General features: G+C 57.6%; 20 protein-coding genes. 11 read left to right on the top strand and 9 right to left on the bottom strand.

The annotated features are described in order from the left end of the window. Nucleotides 1-9 precede the first annotated feature (9 nt). Nucleotides 10-399: a 5-carboxymethyl-2-hydroxymuconate Delta-isomerase gene (locus tag IEX10_RS14415; RefSeq protein ID WP_188676742.1), complete on the bottom strand. Its 390-nt coding sequence runs from the start codon at nt 397-399 to the stop codon at nt 10-12. Nucleotides 400-600: 201 nt separating this feature from the next. On the opposite strand from IEX10_RS14415, the gene IEX10_RS14420 reads away from it, so the two are divergent. The 5 genes from IEX10_RS14420 (at nt 601) to arsJ (ending at nt 5,401) form a co-directional block, all read left to right on the top strand. Then, complete coding sequence (locus tag IEX10_RS14420; protein WP_188676744.1) at nt 601-960, top strand: hypothetical protein; 360 nt, start codon at nt 601-603, stop codon at nt 958-960. 88 nt (nt 961-1,048) lie between these two features. Beyond that, nucleotides 1,049-2,473 (top strand): multicopper oxidase family protein, encoded by a 1,425-nt coding sequence (locus tag IEX10_RS14425; RefSeq protein ID WP_188676747.1) that lies wholly within the window; start codon nt 1,049-1,051, stop codon nt 2,471-2,473. 62 nt (nt 2,474-2,535) lie between these two features. Continuing rightward, nucleotides 2,536-3,015: a DUF411 domain-containing protein gene (locus IEX10_RS14430; RefSeq protein WP_229678568.1), complete on the top strand. Its 480-nt coding sequence runs from the start codon at nt 2,536-2,538 to the stop codon at nt 3,013-3,015. Nucleotides 3,016-3,140: 125 nt separating this feature from the next. Then, complete coding sequence (locus IEX10_RS14435) at nt 3,141-4,139, top strand: ArsJ-associated glyceraldehyde-3-phosphate dehydrogenase (RefSeq protein ID WP_188676750.1); 999 nt, start codon at nt 3,141-3,143, stop codon at nt 4,137-4,139. After that, nucleotides 4,136-5,401 carry an organoarsenical effux MFS transporter ArsJ gene (gene arsJ, locus IEX10_RS14440; RefSeq protein ID WP_188676754.1) on the top strand — a complete coding sequence of 422 codons (1,266 nt, stop codon included), beginning with the start codon at nt 4,136-4,138 and terminating at the stop codon, nt 5,399-5,401. The genes IEX10_RS14435 and arsJ overlap by 4 nt, the downstream gene beginning before the upstream one ends. 24 nt (nt 5,402-5,425) lie before the next feature. Here the strand turns inward: arsJ and IEX10_RS14445 are convergent, their stop codons facing one another. Next, entirely contained in the window at nt 5,426-6,211 is a 786-nt protein-coding gene (locus IEX10_RS14445; protein WP_188676757.1) for a 2-keto-4-pentenoate hydratase, read from the bottom strand. After that, nucleotides 6,208-6,987 carry a hydroxypyruvate isomerase family protein gene (locus tag IEX10_RS14450; RefSeq protein ID WP_188676760.1) on the bottom strand — a complete coding sequence of 260 codons (780 nt, stop codon included), beginning with the start codon at nt 6,985-6,987 and terminating at the stop codon, nt 6,208-6,210. Before IEX10_RS14450 ends, IEX10_RS14445 begins: the two co-directional genes overlap by 4 nt. A 98-nt stretch (nt 6,988-7,085) precedes the next feature. Here IEX10_RS14450 and ilvD point away from each other — a divergent pair, with 98 nt between their 5' ends. The 6 genes from ilvD (at nt 7,086) to IEX10_RS14480 (ending at nt 13,216) form a co-directional block, all read left to right on the top strand. After that, nucleotides 7,086-8,810, top strand: a complete 1,725-nt coding sequence (gene ilvD / locus IEX10_RS14455; RefSeq protein WP_188676763.1) for a dihydroxy-acid dehydratase — start codon at nt 7,086-7,088, stop codon at nt 8,808-8,810. Continuing rightward, on the top strand, nt 8,810-9,697 hold the full coding sequence (locus tag IEX10_RS14460; RefSeq protein ID WP_194447476.1) for an NAD(P)-dependent oxidoreductase: 888 nt from the start codon (nt 8,810-8,812) through the stop codon (nt 9,695-9,697). The genes ilvD and IEX10_RS14460 overlap by 1 nt, the downstream gene beginning before the upstream one ends. Nucleotides 9,698-9,751: 54 nt before the next feature. Continuing rightward, the gene (locus IEX10_RS14465) at nt 9,752-10,798 is read left to right on the top strand and encodes a TRAP transporter substrate-binding protein (protein WP_188676768.1); all 1,047 of its coding nucleotides are present in this window, start codon (nt 9,752-9,754) and stop codon (nt 10,796-10,798) included. 62 nt (nt 10,799-10,860) lie between these two features. Then, nucleotides 10,861-11,373, top strand: a complete 513-nt coding sequence (locus IEX10_RS14470; RefSeq protein WP_188676772.1) for a TRAP transporter small permease — start codon at nt 10,861-10,863, stop codon at nt 11,371-11,373. Beyond that, complete coding sequence (locus IEX10_RS14475; RefSeq protein ID WP_188676774.1) at nt 11,373-12,674, top strand: TRAP transporter large permease; 1,302 nt, start codon at nt 11,373-11,375, stop codon at nt 12,672-12,674. Before IEX10_RS14470 ends, IEX10_RS14475 begins: the two co-directional genes overlap by 1 nt. A 2-nt stretch (nt 12,675-12,676) precedes the next feature. Continuing rightward, entirely contained in the window at nt 12,677-13,216 is a 540-nt protein-coding gene (locus IEX10_RS14480) for a MarR family winged helix-turn-helix transcriptional regulator (RefSeq protein WP_188676776.1), read from the top strand. Nucleotides 13,217-13,252: 36 nt separating this feature from the next. Here IEX10_RS14480 and IEX10_RS14485 read toward each other — a convergent pair whose 3' ends face one another. From IEX10_RS14485 to IEX10_RS14510, 6 genes are all read right to left on the bottom strand, one after another. After that, entirely contained in the window at nt 13,253-14,383 is a 1,131-nt protein-coding gene (locus tag IEX10_RS14485) for a RuBisCO large subunit C-terminal-like domain-containing protein (RefSeq protein WP_188676780.1), read from the bottom strand. Further along, nucleotides 14,383-15,387, bottom strand: coding sequence for a transketolase family protein (locus IEX10_RS14490; RefSeq protein ID WP_188676783.1), 1,005 nt, complete (start codon nt 15,385-15,387; stop codon nt 14,383-14,385). The genes IEX10_RS14485 and IEX10_RS14490 overlap by 1 nt, the downstream gene beginning before the upstream one ends. 14 nt (nt 15,388-15,401) lie before the next feature. After that, complete coding sequence (locus IEX10_RS14495) at nt 15,402-16,328, bottom strand: transketolase (protein WP_229678569.1); 927 nt, start codon at nt 16,326-16,328, stop codon at nt 15,402-15,404. Between the two features lie 279 nt (nt 16,329-16,607). Then, a complete protein-coding gene (locus tag IEX10_RS14500; protein ID WP_188676788.1) occupies nt 16,608-17,648 on the bottom strand; it encodes a substrate-binding domain-containing protein in 1,041 nt (346 codons plus the stop codon). A 22-nt stretch (nt 17,649-17,670) separates the two neighbouring features. Then, nucleotides 17,671-18,687, bottom strand: a complete 1,017-nt coding sequence (locus tag IEX10_RS14505) for an ABC transporter permease (protein ID WP_188676791.1) — start codon at nt 18,685-18,687, stop codon at nt 17,671-17,673. Nucleotides 18,688-18,689: 2 nt separating this feature from the next. Next, complete coding sequence (locus IEX10_RS14510; protein ID WP_188676794.1) at nt 18,690-20,198, bottom strand: sugar ABC transporter ATP-binding protein; 1,509 nt, start codon at nt 20,196-20,198, stop codon at nt 18,690-18,692. Nucleotides 20,199-20,299 lie beyond the last annotated feature (101 nt).

A 20,299-nucleotide genomic window follows, 5' to 3' on the forward strand; every position in this document is an offset into this window, starting at 1 on the left:
ATGTGTCCTTCAGTTGGCAGCGGGCATGTGATCGCGGATGGTGCCGCATTTGGGGGAGAGTGCCCCATCTATGTCGCGCATTTCAGCAGAGAGCGCGATGGAACGGGTCGCCATAACAGGGGCGAGGAAGTCTTTCGCGGCAGAGAAAATGCGTGCGATGGCGTCTTGTTTAACGTCAGCCGCGCGGCCTTCGCGCAGGCGCACAGACAGATCAACAAATCCGTGTTTTGGATCGCCGTCCGCAATTGCGTAGTGATCCACACGGATCGCACGCACACGAATACCTGCCGTAGGGAAGGTATCAATCGCAGAAGCCGTGGCGCGGATCGTTTCGCACAGGGCGCCCATATCCACGACGTCTTCGAGATTGCCGGAGTATTCGATATGAAAATGGGGCATGATAGTCCTTAATGCGTTAATGATTGCGTTGTTAATTAATCGGCATCTCACTGTCAACCCTTGGTGCCCCTTATCCGCCTACGAAGATTTAGCCCTGACAGGCAACCAACACCGGACTGCGACAAATTTTCCGCAGTTTTTTGCCTGAAAATCAGTTGTCCAGCTTGACCCTCCCCCACTGGAAGCCCCCATATGGGGGCAATGAAACCAGTAATCTGCCTCATACTCAGCCTTGTGCTGGCACTCACGGCCCTAGTCGCCCCTTCGGAGGTGCGCGCATCTGCGCCCGCCGTTGAGATGGCGCAAATGGATCACGTTGATGCCGCCAAAACCAGTGCAGAGTGTATTGGATGCGATCCCACGCAAGCAGATCAGATTGCAAATTGCAACGATGGCTGTGCGACGAACTGCATGGCAGGGGGCACCGGCGCTTGCACGCTCGGCGAGGGTCTGTCGTTTCCCACCGCCGCGCCAGACACGCAAATACAGGCAGGTGAAGGGCCTAAACTTTCTGGGATGGCCGCCCCGCCAGAACCGTTTCCGCCAAAAGCCTCTCTTTGAACCTGACACCGCCGCCCCTTTGGGTAGCAATCAATCGCGCGGCTTCAATGCTGAACGCGCGCATCTATGACAGTTCAAGGACGACCACATGTTGACGACCCCATTTCTAAACAGGCGACAGTTTCTCGCCTCCGGCGCGGCCTTTGCCGCCTCCACAAAAATAGCCGCTGGTGCAACGGCCACATCGACGGGAAATCCCATCACGCTACGCGCTGCAACTGGCCAAGCTGCCCTGCGCCCTGCCCCTTTCGGTTTGACGCCGGTTTGGCATTACAACGGCGCAGTTCCGGGTGCAGCAATTCGCGTGCGCCAAGGCGAGCGACTGCGCATCGAAGCGCAGAACGATTTGCCCGAAGACACCACGATCCATTGGCACGGCATCCGCACCCCGAATGCAATGGATGGCGTGCCGGACCTGACACAGGCCGCGATTCCGGCAGGTGGAAAATTCCTTTACGAATTTGACGTGCAGGACGCAGGAACATTCTGGTATCACCCGCACCACAACAGTTCAAAGCAGGTTGGTCACGGGCTATACGGACCTTTGATTGTGGAAGAACACGACCCGATAAAAGTAGACCGAGACCTGACATGGATGCTGGACGACTGGCGTCTGACAGAAGGCGGCGAGATCGCAGGCGGGTTTGGTTCCATGCACGACGCCGGCCATGGCGGGCGGATGGGCAACACGGTCACGATCAACGGCAAAATGCCCGACCGCCTCGCGGTGAAAACCGGAGAGCGTATCCGGCTGCGGTTGATCAATGCCGCCAACGCACGGATATTCGGGTTGGACTTTGGCGCGTTATCGCCAATTGTCATTGCAATCGACGGGCAGCCGGTGAGCCCCCATGCACCAGAGAGTGGCGTGGTTGTTATCGGACCTGCGATGCGCGTTGATCTGGTTTTGGATATGTCCGGCAAACCCGGTGAAGCGCTGCCCGTGCAGGATGTGTTTTACAACCGGATGGAATACAAACTGCTGGATTTCGTCCATGATGCCACGCTGCTGCGCAGCACTGTGCCGGATTGGTCGATAGAGCTTGCACCTAACCCGCTGTCCGAACCGGATCTCGCCACTGCCACGCGGCACGAAGTGATTTTTAACGGCGGCATGATGGGTCAAGGCATGATGGGGGGCGGTATGATGTCCATGATGAACCAGATGCGGCAAGGCAACATGTGGTTCATTAACGGCGTCGCAGCCAAGGGTCCGGTGAAGGAACCGTTTTTGAAGCTCGCACAGGGGACGTCCCATATCCTCAGCATGGAAAACCGTACCGCGTGGCCCCATCCGATCCACTTCCACGGTCACAGCTTTCGGGTGATTGCCCGCAACGACCAGCCCACGCGTTTTAAGGAATGGCAGGACACTGTCATGATGGCCCCCAAAGAAAAGGTAGATATCGCCTTTGTGGCGGACAATCCAGGCGACTGGATGTTCCACTGTCATATTCTGGAACATCAGGCCGCCGGTATGATGGGCGTAATCCGTGTCGGTGCCGAAGCCTAGATCCCGACCAATCCAACATGAATTCCGCCGGACACCACCGGCGACAGATAAGGAAACTGAAGATGAAATTCGAAATCACCAAAAAGCGCGGCCTATCCTTAATGGGAACAGCGGCGGCGTCCCTCGCAGTCTACACCTTTGTTGCAATCGGAAGCGGTTCCTCTCCGGTCGCAGCGCAGGAGGTTAAACTTTATAAAGACCCGTCCTGTGGCTGCTGCGAAGTCCACGGAGAGTACCTGCGCGAACATGGTTTTGAGGTAGAGATCATCCCAACCCATGACCTGAGCGAGATCAACCGCAAGGCCGGTGTCGCTGAAGGTTTGCAGGGTTGCCACACGGCCATTATCGGAGATTACGCAGTAAGCGGCCACGTCCCTGTCAGTGTGATCGAACAAATGCTGGCAGAAAAACCGGACATCTCTGCGATTTCCCTGCCCGGCATGCCGCAAGGGTCTCCGGGGATGGGGGGCACCAAACAGGAACCCTTCACCGTCTACAGTATGAAGGACGGCGGCGCCCCACAGGTCTATGCCGTAGACTAACCAAGCTCGGACCGGCGATGTTGGATTGCCGGTCCTTCAAACCACCTTGTTTGTCACAATAGTTTTACATATCCATGCGATAAACTCCGCGCAGGCGGATGGCGGATCAGGAATGGATTGAAACAATGACAACCTATGCAATTAACGGCTTGGGCCGGATGGGGAAACTGGCGCTGCGCCCGCTGCTGGAACAAGGGGCGGAAATCGCGTTTGTGAATGATGCAGAGGGCGATCCCGCCATGCACGCCCATCTGCTGGAATTTGACTCCGTTCATGGCCGCTGGAACGCCGAGATTTCTGCGGATGACACTTCAATAACCATTGACGGAACGCGAATCCCCGTCACCAAGACCCGCAAGCTCGAAGACTTGCCACTGCACGGTGTCGATGTGGTGATCGACTGCACGGGCGCCTTCAAGACCGAGGCAAAACTGTCCCCCTATTTTAACGCTGGCGTGAAAAAAGTTGTTGTCTCGGCGCCTGTAAAGGACGGACAGACCGCCAACATTGTCTATGGCGTGAACAACGATACCTACGATCCAGCGACCCACAGCATCGTCACAGCGGCGAGTTGCACGACTAACTGTATTGCGCCTGTGGTAAAGGTTCTTCTGGAAGGGATCGGAATCAAGCATGGTTCCATCACCACGATCCACGATGTGACCAACACACAAACAATCGTCGATCGCCCCGCCAAAGACCTGCGGCGGGCGCGTTCTGCCCTGACCAATCTGATCCCGACGACCACCGGATCCGCCACGGCGATCACGCTGATCTACCCCGAACTGAAAGGGAAGCTGAACGGCCACGCTGTCAGGGTGCCGCTGCTGAATGCGTCTCTGACCGACTGCGTTTTTGAACTGGAGCGTGAAACCACAGCGCAGGAGGTGAACGCCCTGTTCCAAGCCGCCGCTGACGGCCCGCTGAAAGGAATCCTTGGATATGAAACGCGGCCTTTGGTGTCTTGTGACTATACAAACGACACCCGCAGCACGATTATTGATGCACCGTCCACGATGGTGGTGAACGGCACGCAGGTCAAAATTTATGCGTGGTATGACAATGAATACGGCTATGCGCATCGTCTGGTGGATGTGGCGCTGATGGTGGGTGTTGGACTGTGACACGGGCGGCCGGATTTTCCGCCTATATAACGGTCACGGCGGCCTATTGGGCGTTTATGCTGACAGACGGTGCACTGCGGATGCTGGTGCTTTTGCACTTTCACACGCTCGGGTTTTCGCCGGTGCAGTTGGCTTACTTGTTCGTCCTTTACGAAATCGCAGGCGTTGTCACCAATCTGTCGGCGGGCTGGATTGCGGCCCGTTTCGGGCTGACCTCCACGCTATATGCAGGGCTGGCTTTGCAGGTGGTCGCCTTGCTCGCGCTGACCCAACTGTCGCCCGGTTGGTCGATCACGGCCTCGGTTGTTTTTGTGATGCTTGTGCAGGGGCTTTCAGGTGTGGCCAAGGACCTGTCAAAGATGAGCGCGAAGAGCGCTGTCAAAGTGTTGGCACCGGCGGGGGACAGCAACCTGTTTCGCTGGGTGGCGGTGCTGACCGGTTCCAAAAACGCGATAAAGGGCGCGGGTTTTCTGCTTGGGGCGGCCCTGTTGGGGTTGGCCGGGTTTACGGTTTCGGTGCTGGCAATGGCTCTGATCCTGTTCGTCATCCTGATCGCCACACTGGTCGCCATGCCAAAGGGCCTGCCCGCAGGGCGGCGCGACGCAAAATTCGTCGAGGTCTTTTCCAAGAACCGCAACATCAACTGGCTGAGTGCCGCGCGCCTGTGCCTGTTTGGCGCCAGAGATGTCTGGTTCGTGGTCGGCATCCCGATCTATTTCTACGCAGTCCTGTCCGACGGCACCGAGGCAAGCAACCGCGCCGCCTTTTTCACCATCGGCAGTTTCATGGCAATCTGGACCATTCTTTATGGTGTCGTACAGGGCAGCGCCCCGCGCATCCTGAACGCCTCGGCCCGTAACAGATCAGAGCTGCTGGCGCTGGCGCAAAAATGGGTCGGAATGTTGTGTGTCGTTCCCGCAATACTTGCGTTGTTGATTTGGCTGGCGAAGGAACCTGCGCCAACTCTCACAGTAATTGTCGTGCTCGGCCTGCTGGTCTTTGGCGCGATCTTTGCCGTGAACTCCGCACTGCATTCGTTCCTGATCCTTGGCTTTACCAATACGCAGCGGGTGACGATGGATGTGGGGTTCTATTATATGGCCAATGCGGCGGGGCGTCTGGTGGGAACGCTGTTGTCAGGGATCACTTACCAGCTTGGCGGCATAGCGATGTGTCTGGCCACAGCCGCGCTGATGCTGGTTCTCAGCTGGCTGGCGACAGGACAACTGCGCGACGGGGAGAGCGAACAGGCGATCCCCTAAGGTTCGCCCGTTCGCTGGTTTTTTTCAGGCGAGCGTTGCTTTCACACTGCCCAAGCCCGACATGGAAACCTCGATCTCTCCGGTGCCCTCGTGGTGCCAGATCGGGCTGTGGGTTCCACACATCACAATCTGTCCCGCTTCCAGCGCAAAGCCCCGCGAGGCCAGATGATTGGCAAGCCAAGTCACAGCTGTCAGCGGATCTTGGGGCGCTGCACCGGTCACATCGTGCTGCACCTCTCCGTTTATGCGCAAAACGGTGCGGATCGCATCCGTGTCCAGTGCTTCGGGCGGAACACCCGGCCCGCCCGTGACAGCGCCGACGTTCGATATATTCTGCGCGATAGCGTCGGGAATATGGGCGTTCGGCATATCCGTTTGCCGCATATCAAGCAGTTCCAGCCCCGGCACAAACCGGTCAATTGCTGCAGCAACCTGCGCTGCGGTGAAAGGCGTATCACCGGGCACGAGCGTGTCTTTCATCACCGCGACAATTTCCGGCTCAAAGGCGAACTGGGCGTAATCAGCCGCCTTCAACTCCACCCCCGTTTCCTGTCGTTGCTTGCTGAACACCCGCCCTGTGGCCGGTTCTTTCAGCTTGAAACGCTCCATCAGCACTGCGGAATTTGCAGCAATCTTCCAACCGGCAACGGGACCACGGACGTCAGGGGCCTGAAGATGACCCGTCAAAATGTCCTGAATCTCATAGGCGGACTCCACCGAACGGGGCGGAGTCTCGCTATAGGGCTTGAACGGTGCGCCGGATTGCACGTCCTTCAGAATATTCTCAGCGACTTTTTCGCTTAGTGTCATGTCAGCATCCTTTTGAATTCGGGCATCCAGTCCAGCCCCTCTGTCGTCTTGTGCTTCGGGTTATACTCTGCCGAGACCTCGCCGTTATAACCGGTTTCGCGCAAGGCTTGCAGCGCCGCTGCAAAATCGACGGTGCCGGTGCCTGGTTCATTACGGCCTGGCGTATCGGCGAATTGCACATGCCCGATCCGCGCACCGGCCCGCGTGATCGCTTCGGGCAGGTCCGGTTCAGTGATCGCCATGTGGTAGAAATCAAATTGCAGCGCAAGATTGGGATGGGACAGGTCCTCTAACAGCGCAAGCGGTTCGGAGAGTCCGGTTAGAAAGAACCCCGGAACATCGTTACGATTAACCGGTTCTATCATTACCTTGACGCCGATTTCTGCCATGACATCCGCGGTGTAGATAAGATTGTCTCTCAAAACCGTAAGACATTCTGCCCGTGAAGCCCCTTCCGGCGGCCGTCCAGCCAGTACGTTAACTTTACGCACCTGCAACGTCTCTGCCTGCTTCGCGCAGCTTTGCACCGCCGCGCGGTAGGCGATTTGCTGATCCGGCAAACAGGCCAGCCCCACCGCATCCCCCGGTCCGCGTGGCACGTTGATCAGCGTCACCGGCATCCCGCTTGCAGCACTGGCGGCGGCGATTTCGGCTGTTTCTTCAGGCGCTGGAAACTGGATTTCCACCCCTTCAAACCCGGCCTGACCAGCAGCGGCCAGCCGCTCGACCAAGGGCAGTTCGGTGAACATCATAGAGATGTTGGCGATCAGTTTCATAGCAAATCCTCGAATTCAATATTGACACAAAACGGGATTCGGGTGTCTTGTTCAAGAATAAACCTTCTACTTTGCAACTTTCTTTGAGGTTCCTTCCAATGGCGTCCAATCCTAAAAAGCCCCTCCGCTCGCGTATTACGACTGACGGGTTGGACCGCAGCCCCCATCGAGCTTTCATGCACGCCATGGGGCTCGATGATGCAGCGATTGCCAAGCCGATGGTCGGGGTTGTCAGCCAGAAAGGGGAAACGACCCCCTGTAACATGACCCATTACACGCAGGTCGAATACGCCAAGGAAGGCGTGACAATGGCAGGCGGCACCCCGCGGGAGTTCACGACGATCTCTGTGTCCGATGGTGTCGGGATGAACCACGAAGGCATGAAGTTCAGCCTTGTCAGCCGCGAATTGATCGCCGACAGCATCGAAGCCGTGATCCACGGCCACGCCTATGACGGGGTGGTTGGCTACGGCGGCTGTGATAAAACCTTGCCCGGTGTGATCATGGGAATGGTGCGCTGCAATGTGCCTTCTGTGTTTGTTTACGGCGGGTCGGCTTTGCCGGGGCGTTTTCAGGGCCGTGATGTCAGCGTTCTTGACACATACGAAGCCGTGGGCGCGGTGCAGGCCGGTACGATGACCCATGACGAGTTGACCCAGTTGGAAGAAGCCTGCAAACCCACTATCGGGTCTTGCGCAGGCCAGTTCACGGCCAACACAATGGCGATGGTGTCAGAAGCATTGGGACTGACCGTGCCGAACTCCTCTATGATCCCCGGTGTCTATTCCGAGCGTAAGGGCGTTGGCCACCGCGCCGGTGCGCTGGTGATGGATATGATCGAACGGGGCGGTCCCCTGCCCCGTGACATTGTCACCCGCAAGGCACTGGAAAACGCCTGCGCGATTGTGGCGGCGACGGGCGGGTCCACCAATACGGCGCTTCATATCCCAGCCATCGCGAACGAGGCTGGCATTCCTTTCACCGCCGATGATGTGGCCGAAGTGCTGCAACGGACGCCTTTCATCGGCAACCTGCGTCCGGGTGGGAAGTATCACGCGAAGGATGTCTACGAAATCGGGGGCGCCCATGTGGTGATCAAAGAACTGATCGCGCATGGTTATATGCATGGTGACACGCTGACAGTTACAGGCCGCACCCTTGCCGAAGAAGTTCAGGACGCACCGGCACCGGACGGAGAGATCATCCGCCCTGTGAAAGATGCGATCATGGACTCCGGTGGTGTTGTAGTGCTGAAAGGCAATCTTTGTCCCGACGGTGCTTTGTTGAAAGTGGCCGGATTGAAATCCCTGACCTTCACCGGAACGGCCCGCGTTTTCGAAAGCGAAGACGATGCGGTGGAGGCGGTACACACTCGCGACTATAAAGAAGGCGAAATTCTGATCGTGCGCAATGAAGGCCCCGTCGGCGGGCCGGGCATGCGTGAAATGCTGGGCCTGACGGCGCTGATTTACGGTCAGGGCATGGGCGAGAAAGTCGCGCTGCTGACAGACGGTCGGTTCTCGGGCGCAACACGGGGCATGTGCATCGGTCACGCGGCCCCCGAAGCGGCCACCGGCGGACCGATGGGTCTGGTTCAAAACGGCGATACAATCACAATCGACGGCGCGGCAGCTACAATCACTCTTGATGTTTCGGATGCCGAACTGGATGAGCGGCGCAAAAGCTGGCGCGCACCGGAAACCCCCCATAAGGCAGGGTTGTTGTCGAAATACGCCGCCACCGTTGGACAGGCCCATGAAGGCGCTGTGACGCACGCGGGCAATGCGCAGTGGCCGGCATCCCGCAGAAAAGGAATGGAATGATGCAACATACGCCAACCGTCGGATATATCGGAACAGGCCTGATGGGCGCTCCAATGGCGACCCGTCTGATTGATGCAGGCTATGAGGTGACGGTCTGGAACCGCACTGCTGCCAAGGCACAGCCGCTGGTGGAAAAAGGCGCAAAGCTGGGCCAAGACGCGGCAGATGTTGCGGCCCGTTCGGACATCGTCTTCATGTGTTTGACCGACACCAAAGCGGTAGAGGCCGCTGTTTTCGGGGAAAACGGCGTGGCAAGCGGCGCGAAGCGGGGATCGGTTCTGGTTGATTTTTCATCTATCCAACCGGACGCAACCCGCAGCATGGGGGAACGCCTGAAAGATCAGGCCGGTATGGATTGGATCGACGCGCCTGTGTCTGGCGGCGTTCCGGGGGCCGAGGCAGGCACGCTGGCGATTATGGCCGGTGGCGAACAGGAGGTTTTCGACAGGGTTGAAAACGTTGTGTTGAAAATGGCCGCGCGTTTCACCCTGATGGGGCCGGCGGGGGCGGGCCAGACCACCAAGCTGTGCAATCAGGTGATTGTCGGGTGTACCATGAACATTCTGGCCGAGGCCGCGCGTCTTGCCACCAATGCAGGGGTCGATGCGAACCGCCTGCCCGAAGCGCTCGCCGGTGGGTTTGCCGATAGCAAACCGTTGCAGATTTTCCTGCCCCGTATGGTCAATGCCCAGCACGAACCACCTTTGGGGCATGTGGAGACCATGCTCAAGGATCTCGATTCCGTTTGCGAACTGGCAAAATCCTGCGGCTCGCCTGTGTTGTTCTCGGCACTCGCTGCAGAACAGTTCCGCTTGCTGAGCGCGCGGGGCGGCAAAGAAGCCGATGCGCTGGAAATTTACAAACTGAGCGGGCCAAGCAAGCTTTAACAGGGCGCGAAAAACAGGCATCATCGATTTATTAAGACAACAAGGGAGAGTGAAATGAAAATATTAGCAACTTGGGGACTGGCGCTTGCGATGGCAGCCAGTTCACTTCCAGCCATGGCGCAGGATACGAAAACCATACGTGTCGGATCGTGGCTTCCACCGCATCACCTGATCGTATCGGGCATCCTGAAACCGTGGGCTGCCGCGATTGAGGATGAAACCGGCGGGTCGCTGAAGTTTGAGATTATGACATCTGCGCTCGGCCCGCCCCCTGCGCAATTCGATCTACTGCTCGATCAGGCGTTTGACGTGGGTTACGGCGTATCCGGCCACAACGCGGGCCGTTTCCCGCTGACGCAAGTAATGGACCTGCCGTTCATGTCCCCCGATCCGTGGGCCGGCTCTGCTGCTTCATGGCTCACCTATGAAAAATATGGTGCGGATTACGGTGAACACGACGGCGCCCATGTGGTTGGCCTGTTCACCCACTCCAACCCGAATATCAACATGGCCAAAGGTCGGGTTGATACGCTTGAAGACCTCAAAGGCAAAACCATTCGTGTGGGTGGCAATGTGACGGGCCGGATCATGTCCGAACTGGGCGCGTCCCCCGTGCAACTGCCCCCGACCGAAGCACAAACCGCAATGTCGCGCGGCGTTGCGGACGGGATTACCTTCCCGTCTGAATCCATCGACTTCTTCGGCATCACGCCGGTTATTTCATCCATCACCCGTGTTCCGGGTGGTCTCTATACCGATACTTTCTGGGTGGCCTTCAATCAGGACACTTGGGACGGGCTGAGCGAGGCTGAACAGGCAGCGGTCAACAAACACTCCGGCATGGCGATTGCGATGCTGTCAGGGTTCGCATGGACCAATGGCGACAAGCACGGTGAAATGAAGCTGAACGAGAAGGGTGTTGAATTTGTCACCCTACCCGAAGCCGATGTGACCAAAGCCCGCGAGACGTTGAAACCGCTGGAAACTGAATGGCTCGCGCTCGCCAAGGAAAAGGGTTTCAATGGCGAGGAAATCCTGTCCTACGCCCGCGCAATGGTGCAGAACTACCGCGCGGACACCGAAGTGAACGTGGTTAAGTAAGACACAACAGACGGCGCCGGTTCATTGGGCGCCGTCTGACCTTTTTCCAAGCCGAGACAGTAATGACACCTGCAATCTCCGTCTTCGACAGGCTTTGCCTTGCCCTTGCATGGCTGTCCGGCCTGATCGCCTTTTTCGTCATGTCCGTGACCTTCATCGGGGTCGTGATGCGTTACGGTCTGCGCAGTCCTTTGATGGGCGGTTTTGAGATGATCGAGATCGGCATGGGCCTGATGGTTTTCACGGCTGTCCCGCTGATGATCCGGCGGCGCAGCAATATCACCGTCACCATTCTGGTAGACCGGTTTCCGCCCGCACTGCTGCGGGCTACCGGTTTTATCGCCGATATGACCGGCGCTGTTTTGATGGGCTTCATTGCATGGCGGGTCTGGTTACAGGGGGAACGGTTGCTGCGCTATAACGAGGTGACAATGGAACTGCGGGTGCCCAAGGGGCTGATCGCGCAGGGCATGTCCGTCTTGCTGGTTGTCGCTGCGCTGGCTTTTCTGCTGTGCGCGGTTGAGGCCTTCATGCGCAACCGTCCTGCAACTTCAGACCATCCGGGGAGCCTGTAATGGGAGTTTGGGAAATCGCAGCGATCTCTTTTGGCGGGGTCTTTGTGCTGATGATGGGCGGGATGCCTATTGCGCTGGCCATGCTGCTGGTTGGGCTTTCGGGCATCTGGATCAACCTGTCGGAACGCACCGCGATGGGGATGATCGGGCAACTGCCAATCAACGCCACCATGTCCTATGAACTATCAGTGCTGCCGATGTTCATCCTGATGGGTGTTTTTGTGACACGAGCACGGATGTCCGAAGACCTCTACCGCCTGTGCCACGGTTTTGTCGGCCACATGCGCGGCGGGCTGGCGGCGGCGACAATCCTTGCCTGCGGCGGGTTTTCCGCGCTCAGCGGGTCATCCCTTGCAACGGCGGCCACAATGGCCAAAGTGGCGGTGCCGGAAATGCGCCGGTACGGGTATAAGGATGGGTTCGCGGCTTCGGCTGTGGCGGCGGGGGGCACACTTGGCATCCTGATCCCGCCTTCTGTGATCCTTGTTCTATACGGCATTGCGACCGGTACGGACATCGGTTCCCTATTTATTGCAGGTATCATTCCGGGTATCCTTGCGATCCTACTTTATCTGGCGGCAATCCGCGTTGCGGCCCAATTGGACCCTGCACGCGCGCCTGCTGCGCCCCGTGTCGGCTGGGACATTCGCTTACGCTATCTGCGCAGCGTCGGGCCGATCCTGTTGCTGTTTATCGGTATTATCGGCGGACTTTACAAAGGCGTCTTCACCCCGACAGAAGCAGGCGGAGTGGGCGCGACCGGCGCACTGGCCTTTGCCCTGTGGCGGCGTTCGCTATCATGGCGCGATATGGTGGAGTCTCTGGTGGAAACGGTCCAGACCACTGCCAGCCTGTTTCTGGTGCTGATCGGCGCATTGGTCTTTTCGAACTACATGAACCTGATCGGCCTGCCCGGCGCCCTGTCCGATCTGATCACCTCTTTAGGGTTGGGACCGACGGCAGTTATTCTGGCGATCCTGGTGATCTACCTTTTTCTGGGCATGTTCATGGAAAGCCTTTCCATGATCCTGCTGACCATCCCGATCTTCTTTCCCATTGTCACGCAACTCGGCTTTGATCCGGTCTGGTTCGGCATCTTCGCGGTGATGGTCACCGAACTGTCCCTAATTACGCCGCCCGTGGGGTTGAACCTATTCGTGATCAAATCGGTGATCGACGACCTATCTGTCGGCGAAATGTACCGTGGCATCATGCCCTTCGTACTGGCGGACCTTCTACGGATTATCATCATTATCGGCTTTCCTTGGATCGTTATGGTGCTGCCGGAACTGGCGCGGTGAGCATGGTTAAACAGCAAAACCCGACGCCCCCCGAAGATGCGCCTCTAAAATACGGGGCGGATGTTGCGCCAGACAGTGCCTCTATTGATCAGGGCATGTTGCAGGATTTCATGGGCATGTATCTGCGCCGTGCCTATGAAGTCGCCTATGAAGATTTTCGCAGGCGGCTTGGCAAGGACGCGATGCAGCCGGGGCATTTCACCATCCTGACACTGATCGTGCGCAATCCCCGCATCAGCCAGACGCAGATCGGTACGGCCTCGGCGCGGGACAAGTCGAGCGTGACCAAAGCCTTGCGGTCTATGGAGGATGCGGGACTGATCCAGCGTCTGCGATCCGGCAGTGACCGGCGCATTCATCTAAGCATTGCGACCGAAGAAGGCATCGCAATGCAGGCACAGATGGAGACCGAAGCCGCCGCCCACGTCAAAGCCTTGCACGATGCCATCGGGCCGGAGCGCTACGATGCGTTTCTGACGACGATGAAAGACATGATCCGCACGCTGGAAGAGGCCGCCTGCCAGAATGACCATAAGCAATAAACCGGCACGGTTCCCCGCGCCGGTTGTTTTTATCTGTCAGGTCGCGGAAAGGGCCGTTCGCATTTCGCGGATCGCATCCCCGATGTCATCGCCATAGCGCAACAGGCTGCCGCCCAGCAGATAGACGCAATCCTCGCCGTAGTGGGACATCATATCCCCAAGCCGGTCGAGCGACATGCCGCCACCCGGACTTGGCAGGATCGCAGGGCCGGCACCATTTTCCGCACGGCATGCATCTACAATCGAACTGCATTCGTCCTTGGAGAACCCGAACCGCCCGCCATAATTGGGGAAGACCGAAATATCGGCCCCCGCCATCCGCATCAGCTGGCCAAACAACATCCCGTGGCTGTAGCCGTGATCGGGTGACAGAACGTAAGGCCCCAAATGGCTCGGGTGGGCCATGATCGGCAGGCCGAAATCCGCATCCTGTGCCAGCCGGTTCATCGCATCAAAGCCGAACAGACCGGGGATCAACAGAATACCAGTCGCCCCTGCGTCTTTGGCATAATACGCCAGATCACGTACCTGATCGCCGTGGCCGCCAATGCTCGCGAAATAGAGAGCGCGGCTGGTGTCGCCCTGATCCGCCCGTTCGCGATTGGCCTGTTGAACCGCTGCGGCGCAGGCTTTGACCCGTTCCTTGAACGGTGCTGCATCCTGATTGGACAGTCCGTGGTCCTCTTTCACGATATCCGCACCGGCAACCGCCGTCAGGTAACACAACCGCGCAAGGGTTTCGGACGAACTGCCCTGCGGCTTGATCACAGGACAGACATAGCCCCCCGATTTGCGCCCCGTCAGTTCACGCAAGCCCGTCGCACCGAACCGCGCACCGGGGAACCGTTCCGCCAGAGCACCATTGGCCTTTAGGTCGATGGCCTTCACACCGCGCAGGATAGAGGCGTTGCCAAGGATCACATTCAGCAGTTGAGGCAGCTCTCGCCCCACCGCATCCATGTGATACCCGATCCGCCCGACCCAGACGCCATTGCCACAGGCCGTGACCGCCTCGACCCGACCGAGCACTGTATCCTCGACATAGCCCGTAGGAACCACATCGCGCGGGATTTCGACTGTGTCTTCCAGCGCAATCGCTTCGGCGCGGGCCATTGCATCCGCGTCATCCTCTGCAACGATCCGGTAGGTTACAGTAAAGCGGTCCATTACAGACCCTCGGCCTTGGCCAGCGAATGCACCGCGTCAACACGGGCTTCCGCCAGATCGGTTTCGGTAATGCCAAGCTTTTGACCCAGCAAATCCTCAACCCCTTGGGTCAGTGCCAGCGCGTCCAACCCGTAGTAGCGCATCAGATAGGCACGGCTGCCCCCGTGGGCATAGGTGTCTTTTAACCCAAGACGGCGCAGTTTCTTGCCAACACCGTTATCCGCCATGACCTCTGCCACCAGAGACCCGATGCCCCCTTCGGTGACGTGGTTTTCCAGCGTAATCACCCCGCCTTTCACCGCATTGATATGGTCAAGGATCGCTTCGGCGTTGAAAGGTTTGATGGTGTGCAGATGCAGGTGACGCACGGAAACGCCTGCCGCTTCCAACGCTTTGGTTGCACGCATGGCTTCTTCGGTGGTGATACCGGCGGTGACGATCAGCACATCATTGCCAAGGCTCAGCTCGCGCATTTCACCGACCTTGATCGGCGTGTCGAACAGGCGGGGCATGGAGCCGCGCAGCACGCGGCAATAGACCGGACCGTCGATGCTGTCGGCAGCTTCACAGATGCTCTCCACTTCGGTTGCGTCGCCGGTTTCAAGGATCGTCATATTCGGCATGGAGCGCATGACCGAAATATCCTCAATAGCCTGATGGGTCATGCCGCCCGGTGTCGTGATACCCGGCAAGAACCCCATAATCCGCACCTTGCGCCGTGGATAGGCAATCGACGCCATCAACTGGTCATAGGGACGACGATAAGTGAAAACGCCAAAGGTGTGGATAAACGGACGATACCCAGCGAGTCCCAACCCGCCGCAAAAGCTCATCATGTTTTGCTCGGCCATTCCCATAGACAGGAACTGGTCGGGGTGGTTGTCGCGGAATTTGTCGATCTCGCAAGATGATGTCAGATCCGCAGAGATACACAGAACCTCGGGATTGGCGAGTGCGTGTTTTTCAAAAGCCCGCTCGTAGGGGCGGCTTACCATTTCTACCATTTTAACGGCTCCGGTCAGTGTGCGTAGTCGATGGGATCAACACCCAGCGAGTCTGCGATTGAGATGTTCATGCGGGCGCGTTCCTCTTCGGATTTGAAACGCACATAGTGAAGACGCGGAAAACGTTCTTCCAGAATGGGCATGGCGTGGAACGGGTTGGAGTTGGCCAGAATGATCAGGGGTTTCCCGTCATGTTTCGTCTTGGCCGCCTCGCGCATGTCGTTGACATTATGGGCGTCTACCTCGACCACTACAGCGCCGAAGTTTTCCATCTTGGTTTTTATGTCACCCACTTCCATGACGGAATCCATCGCCCCGTCACATTGCTGGCGGTTCACATCCATGATCGCTTTGACGTTGTCTATCCGGTGGTGCGCACAGCACTGGATCGCTTCCCAAGTCTGGCCTTCCTGCACTTCGCCGTCAGACATATAAACCCAGACGCGCCCCTTCTCGCCCTTACGCTTACGCGCCCAAGCCAGACCTGCGGCAGTAGACAAACCAATGCCCAGCGTGCCGTTATGCACCTCCATGCCGGGGCTGTGCTCTGCACCGATCATTTCAACGCTGGAGCCGTCCTTGTTAAACATCTCCAGCCCCTCAGCCGCCATACGGCCTGTTTCGATCAGCGTGGCATAGGCCACCAACGCGTAGTGCGCTGGGGCAATGAACAGACGATCATACTCCGGTTCAAACGGACCGTTATATCCGGCTCCGGTGTGATAATCTGGATTGTCCGCATGGGGAACGCCCTCAAACGGTTTCGGGATCATCGGCAAAGTTGGCGCGCCGAGGTTCAGTTCCTCATTATAAAGCCAAGCCAGTTGTTCGGCAGAGGAGCAGGCCTGCGACAGATACCCGCCATTGTTGCGCATCGCATGTTCAAACACGCGGCGGCGGATTCCAAGGGCAATGTCTTCGGTGGTTCGTTCGTTCTTCACGGCAATATTCCACATTGGCCGGCGCGGGGGGCCGACAGGTTTAAAAGGAAATTCGGTTGGTCGGTTTCGGGGCGAAAGAGGCGGTTAGATCACCACCGCTTTACGCAGAAAAACACATGCAAAGGGGCGCAGCGCGAACGATCTCGCAACGGCGCACGGATGGGCGGTTCGCTGGAAAATGCTGGGCGCAGTGGTCTGGACAAGGCAGATACCCTTTGGGTGTTAAGATGGTCGTTAGAGGCACCGGCCCGCCGTGACAGCGGGCCGGTATAGATCGATTTAGCGTGCTGGAAGTGGCATCCAGTCCGTCATCGCAACATCTGCATGCTGGAATTGTGGCATCTTGGCGCCCAGTTCTTCCATGTTGCTAACGTCTTGTTCATTCAGGAAATCCTGCGTGATCAGGGTCGGTGGAACCACAACGGAGTTGCCGGGGTTTTCGCCGGTCAGCAGCAGGGCCAGCGTGCGCACGGAAACCTCACCCACAACGGACGGGTTGGTGGCAACAGTCGCAACCCAAGCGGAATCCGGTTCCCGCATGGCGGAAATATCGGCGGTAGAGACATCGGCAGAATAGATTTTGATATCCTGTGTCAGACCGGCCTCATCCACCGCGATTTTCACCCCTTTGGCGAATTCGTCAAACGGCGCAAACATCACGTTGATGGTCGGGTTGGCTTGCAGAATGGAACGGGCTTGGTTCGCAACCGCATTGGCAATCGGATTGTCGAGCGTGCCAAAAACAGCCGCTTCCTTGATGCCAGGATTGGCCTGTTTCACTTCTTCCCAAGCCACATCACGACGGTCCAGCGGTGCGATGCCGGGAACATAAACGTAACCGGCGGTAAAGTCGGTGCCGTTATCTTCAATCGCCTGATCGAGCGCCAGTTTACCCAGCATATAGTCGGACTGCTCTATCTGTGGGATCGCTGCGTTTTCTACATCTACGTCAAACGCAACAACCTTGATGCCCGCATCCACAGCGCGCTGTGCAGCGTCTTTCATGGATTCAGTCAGACCGTGCTGAATGATGATCCCGTCCACGCCAAGGGCGATGGCCTGATCGACCATATCCGCCTGCAATGCTGCGTCCTGACGGCTGTCAAACACCCGAAGATCCATGCCAATTGCGGCCGCCTGTGATTCCACGCCAGACAGGTAAGACTGGAAGAAATCGCCTGTGGACAGGTAACGCACCAGCGCGATTTTTACGTCCTCCGGCTTGTCCAGAGGGGCTGGCATATCCGCGAATGCGGTGCTGCCCAGACCTGTGGCAAGGGCTGCAAGCCCTGCGAATTTAATAAAATGACGTCTCAACATGATTTTTCCTCCCATCAGTTGATTAGGTTTTTCCACCGGAACCGCGCTTGGCGCTCAGGTAGAAGGTAAAGACAAGCGCAATCACAAGAACCGCGCCTTTCACGAAATCCTGTGTGTAGTAAGGCGCGTTCATCATGGTCAGCCCTTGCAAAAGGATACCCACAAACAGCGCACCGACAGCGGTGCCAAAGGCATTGGGACGCGCCGCGCCAAGCACCGCAAACCCGATCAAAGCCGCTGCCACACTGTCGAGCAACAGATTGTTACCGCTGGCAATATCGCCACGCCCCAGACGCGCCGCCAACAGGATGCCCCCGATAGAGGCCGTTACGCCGGAGATCATATAGGCAGCGATTTTGTAGCGGTTCACATTTGCACCAACCAAGGCCGCCGCACGCTCGTTAGAGCCGATCGCATACATCAACCGTCCGTGACGGGTCAGTTCCAGAAACACCCAAATGGCAAGGGCGGTGATCAGGAAGATGACAACCGGAACCGGAACCAGACGTTCGACCACCATATCAAACCGGTGACGGCCAAGCCACAGGAACGCTTGGGAAAACGCGCCTTCAGCGACACTGCCGTCAGGCAGTTTCATGCCGGTTGCGATGGAATTGCCCTGTGTCGGTATCCGTTGCAAACCGATCAGCAGGAACATCATTCCCAAGGTTGCCAGCAGGTCCGGCACCTTGAACTTCACAATCAGCAGGCCGTTGATCAGCCCGACAACAGCGCCCATGAATAGACACAGCATCACCGCAGAAAACGCCGACATTTCAAGGATCACCATCGCATAGGCAGACAACATCAGCGAAGTTGTCGCCACAGACCCAATTGACAGATCAAACCCATCCACCACCAGCGTACAGGTCACACCAAGCGCCAGAATCCCCGTGATCGCAACGGATTGAAGGATAAAGGCCGCCGACCGCGGAGAGGCAAATCCGCTGGCGGACAGGCTGAAATACAGCACCAGCCCCATCAGAAGGATCAAAAAGCCGAAGCGGATCGCAAAGTTTAGGATTTTCTCGTTATTCATAGTCAATTCGCCTGTGTTTGGGCGTCTTTGGCCCCTGAGACCTGCGCAATCAGCGCATCAAGGTCGATGTTTGAGTTTTCATGGGTGCCAACAATCGCGCCTTCGTGCAGCACGATGATCCGGTCCGCAATTTCCAGCGCTTCGTCGAGTTCGGCCGCGAACACCAGCGTGGCGCGCCCCTTGGCGGTGGCGCGTATGTGGCGGCCAATGTCGCGGCGCGCGCCGATGTCCACACCTTGAAACGGTTCATCCAGCAACAACACGCGGCTGTCTTCCAGCAACCAGCGACCGATCATAACCTTCTGCTGGTTACCCCCAGACAGGGTGCCAATGCCGTCCTGATCAGACTGACATTTGACGCCGATCTGTTTAATCATATCCGTCGCCGCCCCGCGTTGTTTGCGTTTACTAAGCAGGGACAGGCGGCTGAAACTGCCCAGAAACGGCAGTGTCATATTGTTCGCGATATCAAAATCAGGGATCACCGCATTGGTGCTGCGGTCTTTGGAAGACATGAAAACCCCCGCCGCAACCGCTTGGCCAGCCGAGGCTGGCGCATAGGGCTGGCCGTCAATCCGCAACTGCCCCGTCTTCACCGGCTTCTGTCCGAAAATCATATCCGCAAGCTGGCTTTTGCCACTGCCCAGCAGTCCGGTGATGGCGACGACTTCCCCATCATGGGCAGAGAAACTGACCGGCGTGTCGCTGCCATCCAGCATCACGCGCTCTACTTCCAAAATAGCCGACCCACCGGAGGCAACGTCGATATTCACATCCGTCATCCGATGCCCGAGCATCGCCGTAACGGCACCATCGTAGTCCAGCGGCGCCTGATCGAAAACGCCGGAAATCTTGCCATCCCGCATACAGACGATCCGGTCGGCAATGCGGCGGATATCGGACATGCGGTGAGAAATATAAAGAATGGCCACGCCTTGTTCGCGCAACCGGTCCAGCAGCGCAAAAAGGCGCTCCGCCTCAGAGGCTGACAGGGATGACGTGGGCTCATCCAGAATAAGAACTTTGGGGTCATAGGCCATAGCGCGGGCAATGGCGATCATTTGGCGATCCGCAACGGACAGGTCAGACACCCGCGCCCGCACATCCAGATCAAGCCCCATATTATCGGCCACCTTACGCGCTGCCACCCGCAAGGCGCGATCCCGCACCAGCAAGCTTGCACCGTGCTCTGTCAACCGGTTCAGCATCAGGTTCGTGGCTACATCAAGATCGGGAATCACACCGTCATCAATGGACTGGTGGACTGTCACAACACCGCGCGCAATCGCGTCTGCAGCATCCGCAGGATCAAAGGGCTGCCCTTCCAGCGTCATGGTACCAGCGTTCGCGCCCTGAAACCCGCAGAGGATTTTCACAAGGGTGGATTTACCAGCACCATTGGCCCCCATCAGGACCACTACCTCGCCAGAATCCAGATCCAGATCAATACCGCGCAATACATGATTGCGGCCGAAAGACTTCTCCAGTCCTCTGATTTCACAGGCTTTCATGCTTTTTCCCAGATCTTGTTTTTGAGTCCGCCAAACCGAGGCACGCCCCTTCGATAGTAAGCATTTCAACAGTTGTCAAATCATTTGTCTATTGACTAGTT

It is taken from the genome of Neptunicoccus cionae (genome assembly GCF_014643735.1).
Lineage (GTDB): Bacteria > Pseudomonadota > Alphaproteobacteria > Rhodobacterales > Rhodobacteraceae > Amylibacter > Amylibacter cionae.

Excerpts from the sequence above, each read along its gene's own strand:
- IEX10_RS14450 (WP_188676760.1), bottom strand. The coding sequence starts at position 6,987 with ATGAAACTGATCGCCAACATCTCTATGATGTTCACCGAACTGCCCTTG.
- IEX10_RS14475 (WP_188676774.1), top strand. The coding sequence starts at position 11,373 with ATGGGAGTTTGGGAAATCGCAGCGATCTCTTTTGGCGGGGTCTTTGTG.
- IEX10_RS14445 (WP_188676757.1), bottom strand. The coding sequence starts at position 6,211 with ATGACACTAAGCGAAAAAGTCGCTGAGAATATTCTGAAGGACGTGCAA.
- IEX10_RS14460 (WP_194447476.1), top strand. The coding sequence starts at position 8,810 with ATGCAACATACGCCAACCGTCGGATATATCGGAACAGGCCTGATGGGC.
- IEX10_RS14415 (WP_188676742.1), bottom strand. The coding sequence starts at position 399 with ATGCCCCATTTTCATATCGAATACTCCGGCAATCTCGAAGACGTCGTG.
- IEX10_RS14480 (WP_188676776.1), top strand. The coding sequence starts at position 12,677 with ATGGTTAAACAGCAAAACCCGACGCCCCCCGAAGATGCGCCTCTAAAA.
- ilvD (WP_188676763.1), top strand. The coding sequence starts at position 7,086 with ATGGCGTCCAATCCTAAAAAGCCCCTCCGCTCGCGTATTACGACTGAC.
- IEX10_RS14425 (WP_188676747.1), top strand. The coding sequence starts at position 1,049 with ATGTTGACGACCCCATTTCTAAACAGGCGACAGTTTCTCGCCTCCGGC.
- IEX10_RS14420 (WP_188676744.1), top strand. The coding sequence starts at position 601 with ATGAAACCAGTAATCTGCCTCATACTCAGCCTTGTGCTGGCACTCACG.
- IEX10_RS14500 (WP_188676788.1), bottom strand. The coding sequence starts at position 17,648 with ATGTTGAGACGTCATTTTATTAAATTCGCAGGGCTTGCAGCCCTTGCC.
- IEX10_RS14430 (WP_229678568.1), top strand. The coding sequence starts at position 2,536 with ATGAAATTCGAAATCACCAAAAAGCGCGGCCTATCCTTAATGGGAACA.
- IEX10_RS14510 (WP_188676794.1), bottom strand. The coding sequence starts at position 20,198 with ATGAAAGCCTGTGAAATCAGAGGACTGGAGAAGTCTTTCGGCCGCAAT.
- IEX10_RS14465 (WP_188676768.1), top strand. The coding sequence starts at position 9,752 with ATGAAAATATTAGCAACTTGGGGACTGGCGCTTGCGATGGCAGCCAGT.
- IEX10_RS14485 (WP_188676780.1), bottom strand. The coding sequence starts at position 14,383 with ATGGACCGCTTTACTGTAACCTACCGGATCGTTGCAGAGGATGACGCG.
- IEX10_RS14435 (WP_188676750.1), top strand. The coding sequence starts at position 3,141 with ATGACAACCTATGCAATTAACGGCTTGGGCCGGATGGGGAAACTGGCG.
- IEX10_RS14505 (WP_188676791.1), bottom strand. The coding sequence starts at position 18,687 with ATGAATAACGAGAAAATCCTAAACTTTGCGATCCGCTTCGGCTTTTTG.
- IEX10_RS14470 (WP_188676772.1), top strand. The coding sequence starts at position 10,861 with ATGACACCTGCAATCTCCGTCTTCGACAGGCTTTGCCTTGCCCTTGCA.
- IEX10_RS14490 (WP_188676783.1), bottom strand. The coding sequence starts at position 15,387 with ATGGTAGAAATGGTAAGCCGCCCCTACGAGCGGGCTTTTGAAAAACAC.